Source organism: Apibacter mensalis (assembly GCF_001418685.1).
GTDB lineage: Bacteria > Bacteroidota > Bacteroidia > Flavobacteriales > Weeksellaceae > Apibacter > Apibacter mensalis.
Genome location: NZ_LIVM01000009.1, coordinates 1 through 13991, shown reverse-complemented (window position 1 = coordinate 13991; position 13991 = coordinate 1). Strand labels below are relative to the sequence as shown.

At 33.0% G+C, this 13991-nt stretch carries 12 protein-coding genes and 1 tRNA gene; 10 read left to right on the top strand and 3 right to left on the bottom strand.

Annotated features, from left to right (window positions below; all coding sequences use genetic code 11):
• Positions 1-2 precede the first annotated feature (2 nt).
• The 3 genes from ASC36_RS07155 to ASC36_RS07145 form a co-directional block, all read right to left on the bottom strand.
• Complete coding sequence (locus tag ASC36_RS07155) at positions 3-335, bottom strand: 2Fe-2S iron-sulfur cluster-binding family protein (protein WP_055425810.1); 333 nt, start codon at positions 333-335, stop codon at positions 3-5.
• A gap of 16 nt (positions 336-351) precedes the next feature.
• Positions 352-1404: an NAD(P)/FAD-dependent oxidoreductase gene (locus ASC36_RS07150; RefSeq protein WP_055425809.1), complete on the bottom strand. Its 1053-nt coding sequence runs from the start codon at positions 1402-1404 to the stop codon at positions 352-354.
• A gap of 112 nt (positions 1405-1516) precedes the next feature.
• A complete protein-coding gene (locus ASC36_RS07145) occupies positions 1517-2461 on the bottom strand; it encodes a LysR substrate-binding domain-containing protein (protein ID WP_245630759.1) in 945 nt (314 codons plus the stop codon).
• A gap of 194 nt (positions 2462-2655) precedes the next feature.
• Between ASC36_RS07145 and ASC36_RS07140 the strand changes: the two genes are divergently transcribed.
• From ASC36_RS07140 to ASC36_RS07095, 10 genes are all read left to right on the top strand, one after another.
• Positions 2656-3522, top strand: a complete 867-nt coding sequence (locus ASC36_RS07140) for a sigma-70 family RNA polymerase sigma factor (protein ID WP_055425808.1) — start codon at positions 2656-2658, stop codon at positions 3520-3522.
• Between the two features lie 120 nt (positions 3523-3642).
• Positions 3643-3716, top strand: a tRNA-Ile gene (locus ASC36_RS07135).
• 934 nt (positions 3717-4650) lie between these two features.
• Positions 4651-5049, top strand: a complete 399-nt coding sequence (gene tssD / locus ASC36_RS07130) for a type VI secretion system tube protein TssD (protein WP_055425904.1) — start codon at positions 4651-4653, stop codon at positions 5047-5049.
• A 34-nt stretch (positions 5050-5083) separates the two neighbouring features.
• The gene (locus ASC36_RS07125) at positions 5084-6958 is read left to right on the top strand and encodes a phage baseplate assembly protein V (RefSeq protein WP_055425807.1); all 1875 of its coding nucleotides are present in this window, start codon (positions 5084-5086) and stop codon (positions 6956-6958) included.
• A gap of 25 nt (positions 6959-6983) precedes the next feature.
• A complete protein-coding gene (locus ASC36_RS07120) occupies positions 6984-8510 on the top strand; it encodes a zinc metalloprotease (protein ID WP_055425806.1) in 1527 nt (508 codons plus the stop codon).
• Between the two features lie 10 nt (positions 8511-8520).
• Complete coding sequence (locus ASC36_RS07115; RefSeq protein WP_055425805.1) at positions 8521-9426, top strand: hypothetical protein; 906 nt, start codon at positions 8521-8523, stop codon at positions 9424-9426.
• Between the two features lie 2 nt (positions 9427-9428).
• Positions 9429-9803, top strand: coding sequence for a hypothetical protein (locus tag ASC36_RS07110; protein WP_055425804.1), 375 nt, complete (start codon positions 9429-9431; stop codon positions 9801-9803).
• 5 nt (positions 9804-9808) lie between these two features.
• Positions 9809-10822 (top strand): hypothetical protein, encoded by a 1014-nt coding sequence (locus tag ASC36_RS07105; RefSeq protein ID WP_055425803.1) that lies wholly within the window; start codon positions 9809-9811, stop codon positions 10820-10822.
• 36 nt (positions 10823-10858) lie between these two features.
• Positions 10859-11323, top strand: coding sequence for a PAAR-like protein (locus ASC36_RS07100; RefSeq protein ID WP_055425802.1), 465 nt, complete (start codon positions 10859-10861; stop codon positions 11321-11323).
• Between the two features lies 1 nt (position 11324).
• The coding region (locus ASC36_RS07095) for a hypothetical protein (protein ID WP_141656225.1) at positions 11325-13991 on the top strand (2667 nt) is incomplete at its 3' end.

Here is a 13991-nt window from a genome sequence, read left to right as displayed (position 1 = left end):
AGTTAGCTAAAAGGAGCAATTTGAATTTCTAACCCGTTAAGATCATTAGTTATAGGAATTTGACAACCTAAACGACTGTTTTCTTTTACATGAAACGCTTCTGACAGCATTGCCTCTTCCTCATCTCCTTTTTTCGGTAAGGATATATCTTTACTCAAAATATATATTTGGCAGGATGCACACATGGCCATTCCTCCACAAATACCTATAGTTCCTTCGGGTACTAATTCATACGCTCGTATTAATTCCATTATATTCATGGACATATCCGTAGGCGCAGATACTGCATGCTTGTTTCCTTCCCTATCGGTGATATTGATGGTTACTTCTGACATTATAAATAGTTGAATATTACTGAATTGATTTTACAACCGGTTTTTCTGCTTCTTTTACTGTTCCGTCAAACCCTTGTATTCCTCCAACGGTTGTATATTTTAAAACATACTTCCTGTCCGGAAATATTTTATTATAAATGCTTTGACACATTAAGGTTGCCTCATGAAAACCACAAAGAATTAATTTCAATTTTCCCGGATATGTATTTATATCTCCTATGGCATAAATGCCCTCTATATTGGTTTGATAATCCAAAGCATTATTTACTTTAATTGCATTTTTTTCAATTTCCAACCCCCAATCGGCAATCGGTCCTAATTTAGGTGTAAGTCCGAATAAAGGAATGAAATAATCTACTTCTTTTTCAAAGGTTTGTTCTTCTTTTTCAATTACTAAAGATTCTACCTTACCGGAACCTTGGATTCCTACAATTTCTGCAGGAGTTATTAAATTGACTTTACCTTGATTTTTTAAAGATTGAACTTTTTCAACGGAATCTAATGCTCCTCTGAATTCATTTCTTCGATGCACTAAAGTAACTTCTTTAGCAATATCTGCTAAAAAAATAGTCCAATCCAGAGCGGAGTCTCCTCCTCCGGCAATTACTATTTTTTTATCCTTATATTTTTCAGGATCTTTAACAAAATATTCAACTCCCTTTTCTTCATAGTCTGTAATATTATCAATTAAAGGCTTTCTAGGTTCGAAGCTCCCCAACCCGGCTGCAATGGCAATTGCTTTAGCGTGGTGTTGTGTTCCTTTGTCCGTAGTAACAATAAAAGTTCCATCGGGTTGTTTGTCAATGGTTTTAGCAATTTCATTCATAGTAAATCCGGGTTGAAACTGCTTGATTTGCTCATATAAATTTTTGATTAAATCTCCTGCCTGTACGGATGGATATCCGGGGATATCAAATATTGGTTTTTTAGGATACAGTTCTGTTAATTGTCCTCCAATACTTGGAAGGGCATCGATAATATGACATCTTAATTTTAATAATCCTGCTTCAAACACAGCAAAAAGTCCTGTGGGACCTGCTCCTATTATCAAAATATCTGTTTCAATCATAATCTTATTTACTAAATATTAAAAATAATTACATTATAATTAAGTGTACCATACTTAAAAAATATTAGCCATAATGCAAAAACTCTTTATCTTAATAAGTTTCAAAAAAATTTTACATTACTTTCAATTGGGGTTTATGTTCAATTTTATCTTCTAAAAACAATTTTCCTCTTAAAATGCTTTTTATCAAATCCACAAATTTATCTGCAAAAGTCGTTCTAATCTGATTGGTTGAATAAATTAATGAAATTTCTCTGGAGGGTGAAGAGGAAAAATATCTGATATTATTTTTTTCTTCTTCCGATAAATTTTCAGACTCTAATAAGGGTAAAATTGTAAATCCGAAACCTTCGTTAACCAAATTTATCAATGTTGTAAAACTTCCTCCTTCTAACTTAATATTTGAATTAATAGCTTCTCTATGCTTACAAAGATCCAATACTACATCTCTAAAGCAGTGGCCTTCTTCCAACATTAAAAGATAATTAAAATCTAATTTGTCTATATCCAGGACAGTTTCTTTATACATTTTTGCATCATGAGGGGATACATAAGCTACTAAAGGTTCTTTATAAATAGGTTTTTCAATAATTTGATTGTCATGCAAAGGAGTACTTGCAATTCCAAAATCCAAATAGCCTTCTTTAATACCTTTTAATATGTCTTCAGTTTTCAACTCTTTAATCATCAAGTCGGATTCTGGATATTTGCTTCTAAAAGTTTTATAGAAAAAAGGAACTAATGTAGGGGTTATGGTCGGTATAATTCCTATAACAACCGTACCATTCATACTTTTTTTATCTTCCTCAACGATTTGAGACAATTTATTTGCTTCAGATAAAATTATTTTAGCCTGTTCTACAATTTTCTTACCTATAGGAGTTATTTTTATAGGATTGGTAGTCCTATCGAAAAGTTCAACTCGTAACGTTTTTTCAAGCTTTTGTATCTGCATACTCAATGTAGGCTGACTTACGAAGGCTTTTTCTGCTGCTATCGTAAAATTTTTATATTCGGCAACAGTTAATACATATTGCAGTTGAATTAAGGTTATCATTTAAGATAAATTTTTGATTTCATATTTAATTATTCTTTGCAATTTAACAAGATTATTTCAAATAATAACAAATTAATGCAAGTGTTGTAACCTTTTATCGATAATTTTCGTATATTGTTTAGTGAGTAGTATAATGCGTAGATGAAAGTACTGATTCATCTACTTTTGTTTAAGATAAAAAGAGTTACTATTAAATGAGACAATTAAAGATAACTAAGCAGGTAACAAACAGAGAAACAGCCTCTCTTGACAAGTATTTACAAGAAATTGGAAAGGTGGATCTAATTACTGCTGATGAAGAAGTTGACTTGGCACAACGTATAAAAGCAGGTGATCGGGTGGCTTTAGAAAAATTAACTAAAGCAAACTTAAGGTTTGTTGTTTCTGTAGCAAAGCAATACCAAAATCAAGGACTTAGTTTACCTGACTTGATTAATGAAGGAAATTTAGGATTAATTAAAGCTGCTAAACGCTTTGATGAGACCCGAGGTTTTAAATTCATTTCTTATGCTGTTTGGTGGATTCGTCAATCTATACTTCAAGCATTAGCAGAACAATCAAGAATTGTACGTCTGCCCTTAAACAAAATTGGTTCTATAAACAAAATTAACAAAGCTTATGCCCATCTTGAGCAAGAGCATGAAAGGGCTCCCTCTGCAGCTGAACTAAGTGAGGTGTTGGATATGAGTGAGGATGATATTAAAGAATCCATGAAAAACTCAGGCCGTCATCTATCCATGGATGCACCTTTGGTGGAAGGAGAAGATTCTAATCTATACGACGTTTTGCGTTCCGGAGAATCGCCAAGTCCTGATAAAGAATTAATGTTGGAATCTCTTCAAATTGAAATTGAAAGATCTCTCTCTACTTTAACACAAAGAGAAGCCGATTTAATCCGCTTATATTTTGGTTTAAGTGGTCAACATCCGATGACATTAGAAGAAATTGGAGAAACTTTTGATCTTACTCGTGAAAGAGTAAGACAAATAAAGGAAAAAGCTATTCGTAGATTAAAACATACCAGTAGAAGTAAAATTTTAAAATCTTACTTAGGAAAATAATTTTTATTTAACTGATATTAAAGCATAAAGGCTATTTATTTAAAAATAGCCTTTATTTTTTGTATTTAAAATTTGCAGTAATGAATTAAATAATTATATTTGCAAACGCAAAACAGCAATGGTCCCATAGCTCAGTTGGTTAGAGCATCTGACTCATAATCAGAGGGTCCTTGGTTCGAGCCCAAGTGGGACCACATTAAAAATCAAAGAGTTACATTAAAAATGTAGCTCTTTTTATTTTAGGTGCTTAAACAAACTACAAACGACTTACCAAGAATAATCTTTTTACTTTATCCTTGTTATTTATTCCAATTGTTTTGTAATTAAATTTTTAAAATGATAAGAAGATCTATCTATTGCATATCAAGAGCCGAATTATTCCAAACTTTATATAATATTTTTGAGTAAGAGTTGGCAAATCACCCATAATTAAAAATTTCGATATTGATGCTCTAACTATTACTTTTAAAGGGGCAATTATTTATAAATAAAAATATATAAATAATTATTGATAGACTAGAAAGATAGATCAAAAATTATCCCATCACAAACCGTATAGGTTCCCAAAAACAGTTAGATCAGATTTTAAATAAAAGTAGACCTAACTATAAGTATATCAATATGGATTTTAAATAAATTAATTGTATAAAATGAAGCCGATATTTATAAATTAGAAAATATTTTAAAGGAATTTTATTTATAAAAAAAATAATTAATTTTTTTTACAGGTAAATAAAATGTCTGTAAATCTTTGACAGCTTGAAGACAAAAATTAATAATAAAACGCATATGATTTATTAATTACGGTATTTAATATAAATTTGTAAAAGATCTGTCACTATTCTTAGTTTCTGCTTAATTTAATTAATTATATATAACATAAAATATATAGCATATATCCCTAAAATTAATTTTTTAGCAAATAAAATCAAATAATAAATATATTTATTGCATTATTTTATATTTATTAGCAAATAATTTAATATATTAGCAAAATATTTATGTGTAATCATATAGATAACTCAAACTGTATTGAAAGTTCTTTTATATTGAGATTGTGTTTTTATGATTACATATAAACTATGTGATCATTATTTAAAAATAATCTTAATTAAAGTAAAATTTTATATGTCATCATTTTTAGCTAAACTGGAATTGGATGGAGAAATTTATACAGTATTAAGCTGTAATTATCGATTTCAAAAAAAGACCGATAGTACTTCTAAACCCACAGGAGAAACCTCAGGCGGGGAAATAACATTAAGCATAGAAAGTAATGGAAAGACAGATTTTGTAGATTGGATCCTATCGGAAGATCGGAATAAAGATGGAAAAATCATTTTTTACCGACGAGATATGATGAGTAAGTTGTATGAAATAAAATTTGAAAAAGCCTACTGTATAAATTTTAATGAAACCTTTAGTTCTTCCGGATCTTCACCTATGCAAATTGAGTTTACCCTAGTGGCACGTACACTTAAATTCAATAATAAATCAATATACAAAAAAAATTGGAATTTATCTTAATAATGGACTTATTAACAAACTATTACTACAAAAGATGATAAATAAAAGTCACGAAGGAAAATCCTTTACATTTGTTAGCGGAGAAATACCAAAAGAAGTGGGCAATATATATTACAGCAGCACTTTTGGCGATACTTTTCAGACCTATGCAAAAGTCAGTATTGACGGAAAGGAGATTTCACGAGAAAACCATATTCAAGTAACCATAAAGCAAACTATGCTCTCACATAATTATTTTGAACTCTTATGTCCGAGCGAAGCCTTTAACGAAAAAAACAACTATCCGTTAACGAATTCCCAAAAACTGATGTCGAATCGTTTTACGATACAATTGATCCGTTTTAAACAAACCACAGCATTATTTGAAGGGATTATAACCAAAGTAGAATATACCTCTCAAGACGGGTATCCCTATATACGCCTGACAGGCAGCTCAGGGACCATTTTGATGGACCAGGGCATAACCTGCCAAACCTATATCCATAAAACGTTAGAACAAATAGTAAAAGAAGTTACCGACAAATATAAAGACAATCGGTTACAAGTACTTATATCCCCTGAAACTAAGGAGATTTTGCCCTATACAGTAGGATATAACGAAACCGATTTTGAATTTTTAAAACGATTGGCGAAAAAATACGGCGAATATATGTACCACAACGGACAATATTTTGTTTTTGGCAGAGGCAATCAACAAAGAACAGAATTATTTGAAAAAAAAGATTTTCAAGAATATTCCTTGGAAGTATGTTGTCAGTCTCAACATTTGGTACGAGAACGCTACGATTTACGAAAAGATTCCATACAAAAACAGGAATCCGTGCAGCTTTCTTACCCCGACGCACGTAACCCCTACCATTTCAAAGCTATACATGCTTCGGAAAAGCTGTATACACAACCTCAAACCGGATCATTTGCGCCCGATTTATTTTACGGAGATGCACAACAACCGGAAAGAGCGGTGGAACGCCAAAAAATCAGCAAGGAAGCCACCGTTTGGGCAACAGTCCAAACCGACAATCCACATCTTCGGATAGGCGACACCATGCAAATGAATGCATGGAATAGAGATCTTCAAAAACATCAGCCCATAGAAAGTTACCGTATCATAGAAATCGAACATAGTTTTACAGACGAAGGATATAAAAATCACGCGAAAGGAATACCTTTTGAGCAGAAAATCGCACCCTATTTAGAAGAAAACGCCTACCCACACATAGACAGTCAATTTGCGCTGGTGATCGATAATAACGATCCGGAAGGACTGAACCGCTTAAAAATCCGTTTTTTTTGGCAAAAGGAGAATGAAAGCACCTTATGGGTACCGTTGATGCAAGTGCATTCGGGAGGAGGACAAGGAGCGCATATAATACCCGAAATAGGACATATCGTATGGGTAGATTTTCTGGGACACAATGCAGAAGCTCCCATAGTGATCGGGAGCGTGTACAGCGGAAATCAAAAAAGCGGTTTTCATACTAAAAATAATGACTTGAAAGTATTCCAAACCCGAAGCGGAACAAAACGCATAGCCAATGATGCCGAAGGCAGCATTTTGGAAGAAGACAAGGAAGGAAGCTTTATAAAGTTTGAAGGAGACGGCAATGTAACGCTCAATGTGGTAAAAAATTTAAATATCATGGTGGGTGAAAATGTTAATTTTACTATAGGTAAAAATAATAATTTAAATGTAAGCGGTAACCATAAAACAAAAGTTCTTGGTTCAACTCAATATACCATTGCCGGAACGGCTGATATTGATGTTCAAGGCGATTTATCCATGCATACGGATAAGGATATGATTTCTAACAGCTACAGTAAGATAGAAAATCAAAGCGTAGGCAAGATTTTAAATAATTCACAAAAAGAAGTTAGAAATAACAGTATTAATAAATCCAATTTACATTAAAAATTGAATCCCAAAAAGAAAAGATATGCTGCGAATTAAAGTAGGAGGAACTCTACGCCGTACAGCCAATGGAGAAATACGAAATTATGCCAAAGGTGATATTATCGATTCAGCCAAAGAAGTTATCACCCAAGCACGTGACATACTATTCGGCAAGGCAATTCCTCATCCGGAGAGAGAAATTCCGTTGTCTTTAGCTTGTATAGAATTTTTACCCGGAGAAGGACCCAATCCCTTGAGTCCTTCTACTACCGGTGAAGCAAAAAAAATGAAATATCAAGGACAATTCGGCTTTGATTTTTTTCGAAAAAAAAATTCAGTATATACAGATGAAAAATCTTTCTTTGACAGTCTTCCCCTTGATACGCAAACAGGATACTTTAGTGAGAACGGTGTTTTTAAACAATATAAAACCGCTAAAGAACAATATGAAGCCTTGTGCAAGGAATATAAAAAACACCCCATTACTTACCGACCCAAAAAAGAAATAAAAGACGGATGGGAAAGCGAAGAATGGCTTTATTATATTCCTTATCTTACTTTGTATTCCAAAGAATATGTGGAAAGTCTCACGTCTGAATATAAACCCGTTTATGAAGCTTATTTATCCCTAAGCGTTGAAATTGAAAAAGATATTGATCAATGGAAATTTGAATACGATACAAGTCTCTTTAAACATTCTCTTGAAATACCCTTAGAAACAAAAAAATGCCAACCCACCAAACACGGTTGCAACTTAAAAATAACCTGCCTGAAAGATTTTGACCGTGAACAAGAAATACGGGTCTATGCCTATCCGAAAGGAAGCAAAGGAAAACATGAATTGGAACAAGAAAGCATGAAAGAATTGGCCGGAGTTATTAAGGTTTTGCCCAATTCAGCCAATTATCGGAAAAAAGTTAACGTATTAGCCGTACAATTACAAACGGATGTTAATGATACAAACGGAAAAGAGGTACAAAGAGGGAAGTTTTATAAAGATCAAATTCAACGATTTCATCATTTGTTTAATCAGGCTTATATAGAACCAGAACTTGAATTTTATAAAACAAAGGATGGAGAAAAATTTTTAGACCTCACTAAAGATCCACGATTTAAAAAGAATACTTCTTATATAGATGGGGAAGGAAATATAATATGGAAATACAACAATACACTCAGAAATAGCGGAGAAAAATATTTAGAATCCTTCTTACCCGAAGATAAAAAAGGACATTTAATTATCTACATCTTTAATCTAAAATGTAAAAAAGATGAAGAAACAGATATTCTTGGCGATTCCGTTCTGAATTCAAAAAGGTGCTTTATCTATCAAGATCTGACTTTTAAAGATAATTTACCTTTTTTTCATGCTCATGCCAATACTCCGGTGCATGAAGCCATGCATGGGTTAGGATTGGCACATACGTTTTATAGTGACAGCTATAAAAATCACGGAAAATATGCGAAATTTTTCTTAAATCAGGGCAGTACCGGTAATTTGATGGACTATTCCAGAGATGCTTATTTTCTCTATAAATGGCAGTGGGATTTAATTCGCCAAGAAATTTAAATAAAAAACCATGAAAAAATTACTTATAACCCTAATCTTAGTACTGTTTATGATTACCCCCAACTACTCCCAATCTCTCAAAGATTTTGACCTTCATACAAAAACTTTTGACTTAAAAACATTTAAAGAAAAAAATACTAATGGCAGTTATATCTTTTATTTGGATAATAATATTTGCGTATATCAACACGTAGAGCCAGATCATTTTATTAGAGAAGTTATTGATCGAGAAGGTAGTCCTTATAGGGTAGAAAGAAGATATTATCCTAATGGTAATCTACATTACCAGGGAAAACTTTTTTATAGCTTTGATATAGGTCAATTAAAAATGTATGATGAGAACGGTAATATAGAACGGATAAATAATTATGACTATCTGTATACCTTTACGGTAGACGATTTGATACAAAAAATGAAAGCCTTATACGGGATTGATTTAAGCGTAGGAGAGAAAGGTATGGATGTTAGCAGGCATTATACTTCCCCCAATGATGATACAGAGCCCTTATATACTGTGCGTTACCCACTGATACAAAAAGATTCGATACTACGCGACGGACATCTGGTTAACTTCCGTATCTTTTATGTGGATGGGAGCAACGGATCTATAAGAGTGGAAGACTATACAGAATTTGACAGCAGCAGCAAGCTGGGAGAGCATGCCACCTCTCGCGAATATTTTATGAACGAAAAGCTGGAAGTTCAAAAGATCATTGAAAAAAAATTAATATGGTATGAAAACCGATACGAGTTTGCTCCCGAAGTTTTGGAAGAAAAAGTGATATTCGATATCTCCAAGCAAGCAGAAGGTGCCTTTAAGCATTATAAAGGTAAAAGCTATACCCGGGAACAGTGGATGGAAGAGGAAGAAAGAATGTATCAGGCCTACTTAAAAAAAAGAAATAAAAAACAATAAAGATGTCAAGCATAAATATATTTGAATTAAATTATCCGCCTAGCGTGGAAATTATCAGAATACCCAACTTTCAAATGTTAGAGCATGAAAAAGTATCTTACAAGGAATTTGGCAATGGAACTTTTCTAGAAATTAAGATAGATAAAGTTCAATTTATCTATTCAGAAAATCCTTTTAAAATAAACGACCAAATAACCATATCTTCCGGAGGTTACCGTTTTGAAAACCATGAATTTATATATCAAAAAGAAATTTCGAAAGAATATATCCAAGATATGGCATTTCGTTACTTTTATCCACTACGGATTGTTGAGAAAAAGGAGAAAGAGGATAAAAAAGAAATTATAATTTTAAATCATACATTATATCTTAATTAATCGTTATGAAACCCAACGGATTTTTTCTCGAAGAAAAAAATATACCACCGATAAAAAAAAGCAATAAAAGGCGTCTGACAGTTAAAAAACCTGAAGGCAAAGTGCTCTTAAAATCTAACAATACACTTTCTATATACCCATTGACAAGAAGAGTATATCGTGTAGCAATACAATTTCTTGTTGAAAAACAATCAGTAGGGTATGAAATAAAGGTACGGAGTAAAACGCTTTCAACCCGAAGTATCAATACAGAGTACCAAAAAAAATATTTTTTTATAGAAGGTAAAACTCCCCAAAGAACTGTTGATCAATTAGCTATTGCGTGCGCTGAAATTTTATATCCTATCCAAATTATCGTTAATTACGACACCGGGGGAAAGCAAATCAGTAACCATAAACAAATAAGGCAGAAGTTTGAACAAGGATTGCCTGAATTACAACGAAATTACAAAGGGGAAATTTTTTCTCAATATATTCAAGAAATCCAACAAGATCTTGCAAACCCTGGTCAATTTATTCAACAGTTGATATATAATGACTTATTTTTTGCCCTTCATACTCATACTCTGTACAGATCGTATCCTCAATCCCGAGAAGTGAAAAGTAAGATAAAATTACGGGTTCCTAAAGTCAGTTATCCGCTAACTTTTACAGGTAAGCTGAAAATCGATGAAACATATAACAGCATGATAGGATTTTATATCCATTTTCAAGGAACCGCCACTTCACTTTCGGGACAAGTTTATGAACTTTTTGTAGAATATAATATGGATTATATCGATTACACGGTTAAAGATATATTAGCTGAAGTTAAAACTATTACAGAAGAAAACAAAGTAACGCTTTGTAAAATGACTTGCTACCAATTAAGAGAAGAAGAACCTGCTCCCCAAGAAAAGGAATTACAACATGCTCAATACCTTCAAAAACAGAAAGAAAAAGAAATAGAAGAGGAAGAAAATTATCAAAAATATCTGCGAAAAAAACGAAGCTGGTTTGATCGATTATTTAATATATAAATTCAAATTTGAGACAAAAACTAAAACAATACAAATATGGGAATAAAATATTTAGTTCAAGGAGCTATATGTGCCTGTAAGTATGGCAGTAGTACTGATGAACTGGTTGTTAAAACTCAGAACATACTTTATTTAAATGATCATAATAGTGAAAAAAAGTTAGCGGCAACCACCACCGATATAGGAGCAACATTTAAAAAGAATTGTTTCGGAGGATGTGCAAAAAAGCCGCATCGAGCACCATGCACGGTACAAGTGACTCAATGGAGCGCTGAAGAATCCAAACAAAAAATAGAAGGAGCCGGAAAATTATTGACTGAACAATCCAAAGCAAGCTGCCCACTAGGTGGTCAAGATTGCATTACGGTTATCCACCACGGACAGCAAGCAGAAATATCACAACAAAACCTTGATAATACCGATAAAGCAGTTCATGAACAAATCAATCCCTTTTCCACATTAAAACTAACCCATAAAACACTAACACTAAAAGCCAAATAAGATGTCTAAAGGAATTAAAAGAATCATTATTTCTGAAGAAGATATAAGCAGCGGACAACTTATAAAATTTCCTAAACTTTTAAACGGCTGCGAAGTATATGGGCTGAGAGCCAATGGAAAATCGGTGACCTTGTCGGTAGAAATAGATGAAAAGGTATTGTCCGACGTTGAAGATAAAGTAAAAAACAAGCAAATACACAGCGGTATTAAATGGGTGTACGGAAAGGTAAACAGCTTGCAAAAAGGGGGAATCAGTTGGCACGGATGGTATAGAGATGCCAACAGGAATAATAAAAAAGATGGGAATGAAGAATGGATACTTAATACCTCTATTGAACAGATATCCAAAATTGATGTACACAATGTCCAAGGCAACTATAACATACAAAATACCATTCAGATTAAATTCGATAACGAATCGTATGACACCCCTACCCTGTCATGGGTAGAGGCATTTTTAATCCATCCTGAACTGCATTTCAGCAAAGCACCTAAGGGTATTTTTATCGTTCCCATTGCAGAACCAAAAATTTATCGAACGGATCTTATAATCAATAATTCGCCTTTCCACAGAACAGGGCAAATGTTTTTACCCAAAACAGAAAAAGAATCACAAGAGAATGATCATGTGGTTTATTATGGTGAAAACCTCCTCTTTGCTCTACACACCTGTACGTTGTCGATTCCCGAAGATGCTGAATTTACAGTTATAATTGATCAAAAAGAACAATTTGGATCTGATAGCGGATTTTTAGGGGTTAAAATAGAAAGGCACAAAACAATCTATGAGAAAAAAGTAAATGGATTAAAGCCCGAAAATGATGATTTTTGGAGTGAAGATCTTGATTATGAGTTAGTCTCATACCTCTCCCATTATTTTAAAAGAGCTGAACTTTTGATACCCTTAGCCCTAGATAACAAACCTGAGGATCAAAAAGAGAAAAGTAAACGTACCTTCTCTGTTACTCTTAAACACATTTATCCAGCATATACCGCAACTGATACAGATTTAAAAAAATTATATCCGACACTATATGGGTATTTAACCATTGGGTACACGGATATGTATAGCTTACTGGAGATACAAAATAAAGAAGTCGATGAATATGTGGAAAAAGCTGGGGATATACTTTTGCAACCTAACGGAGATCCTTGCCATTATACATGGATAAAAGCACATAAAGAAGATAAAGAAATAACCCTATTTGAGGAAAAAAAGGAAGGTATAAAACTTAATCCGGTTGAAATTAGTCTGATTGCAGGAGATGAAAAGCCTTATCTGTTAACTTTAAGCACAAATTTAAAAACCGAAGAATGCAAAACGCAACAGCACACCCAAGGTGCAGACAGCGTATTTTATTTCCCCGCTAATCTTTCTTCTGAAAAGCAAGGCATTAAAATTCAAAAAATCGATTACAGTTCCGTTGATTTGCTTATCCCCTATAAATACATACGAGACCATAGCACCTTAGGCGTGATTAATGATTTTCCTTTTAACTATTTTTGGTTTAACGAAAAAGATGTTCAAAAACATGTGATCATAGCAGAAACCTGCCGATACAGCATACCTGTAAAGATTAATGTATTTCCGGATATAAAATGGACTTTGCTGATCAGCTTTAATTTTAATGAAAACGATTTTAGAAATTATATTGAAAAAGAAGAATATAAATTAAACACCTATCGTATCGATTACATTCAAGTTGATAGTGCCGGAATTGCAAAACCCCGGTCTAAAACCATAGCACAAATCTCTAAAACACAGAACAAAAAACCCAAAACAAAAAAAGGTGGATTTAATGGAATCCTTGACATTATTAAGCGTTTTGAGGCTTCGTTAACTGTTGAATATGGCGGCAAGGATGGCAAAATGATTAAGCGTGATATGACGGAAGAAACCGTAAAACAATATTACCGTTTTATTATGAAAATATACGAGATTTACAAGTTGGTTAAAGAGTTTTGTAACGGCGAAGTAAGCAGCGAAGATAAAACCAGAAAAAAACAATTTGAAAAAGAAGTTGAGAAAATGCAAGGCGGAAGATCGGTACAAGGTGCAATTGAAGTATTAGATAAACAATCCAAAAAGACTGAAATCTTATATCCCTCCGTCGCTGCATCTGTAACTTGGTTTTATAAAAAGATAGAAGATAACAAACAACCCCAAATTAATGGAAAAGTAGGTGTGCAAACCGAAATTAAATTAAAAGCTGACCCAATAATCGGTGTTAAAGTTTCTTGGGATATACTAGAATTAATTGCACGCAGGCACCCAATTGCTTACATCATTAAAAAAGTTTTTGATTTAAAGCTCTATTTAATGAATCCCGAGAATGGCGTAAATATTAACTTTAGTGTTGCCGGTCAAATAGATTTTGAGACAACCTTTAACCATAATTCGGTGAGTGAAAATATTTTTACGCGGGGTTATTCCCCTCAAAGAGACGAGCCTATAAAGATTGATGGCAGTATAGAAGCAAAATTGGAAGGTAAAATTGACCTTGAGATGGGTGTTTATTTAATCATTACAGAAATAAACAGTAGCGGTAAATTTCAAATAGGTGTTACAGGCAAAATAGGGATTAAACCGCATATAGGTACGGATAAAGATGGAATCTATATGACCACGCAGCCTTACAGTGATGGACTTACGTTTTATCTTAAAGTA

Excerpts from the sequence above, each read along its gene's own strand:
- ASC36_RS07155 (WP_055425810.1), bottom strand. The coding sequence starts at position 335 with ATGTCAGAAGTAACCATCAATATCACCGATAGGGAAGGAAACAAGCAT.
- ASC36_RS07150 (WP_055425809.1), bottom strand. The coding sequence starts at position 1,404 with ATGATTGAAACAGATATTTTGATAATAGGAGCAGGTCCCACAGGACTT.
- ASC36_RS07145 (WP_245630759.1), bottom strand. The coding sequence starts at position 2,461 with ATGATAACCTTAATTCAACTGCAATATGTATTAACTGTTGCCGAATAT.
- ASC36_RS07140 (WP_055425808.1), top strand. The coding sequence starts at position 2,656 with ATGAGACAATTAAAGATAACTAAGCAGGTAACAAACAGAGAAACAGCC.
- tssD (WP_055425904.1), top strand. The coding sequence starts at position 4,651 with ATGTCATCATTTTTAGCTAAACTGGAATTGGATGGAGAAATTTATACA.
- ASC36_RS07125 (WP_055425807.1), top strand. The coding sequence starts at position 5,084 with ATGATAAATAAAAGTCACGAAGGAAAATCCTTTACATTTGTTAGCGGA.
- ASC36_RS07120 (WP_055425806.1), top strand. The coding sequence starts at position 6,984 with ATGCTGCGAATTAAAGTAGGAGGAACTCTACGCCGTACAGCCAATGGA.
- ASC36_RS07115 (WP_055425805.1), top strand. The coding sequence starts at position 8,521 with ATGAAAAAATTACTTATAACCCTAATCTTAGTACTGTTTATGATTACC.
- ASC36_RS07110 (WP_055425804.1), top strand. The coding sequence starts at position 9,429 with ATGTCAAGCATAAATATATTTGAATTAAATTATCCGCCTAGCGTGGAA.
- ASC36_RS07105 (WP_055425803.1), top strand. The coding sequence starts at position 9,809 with ATGAAACCCAACGGATTTTTTCTCGAAGAAAAAAATATACCACCGATA.
- ASC36_RS07100 (WP_055425802.1), top strand. The coding sequence starts at position 10,859 with ATGGGAATAAAATATTTAGTTCAAGGAGCTATATGTGCCTGTAAGTAT.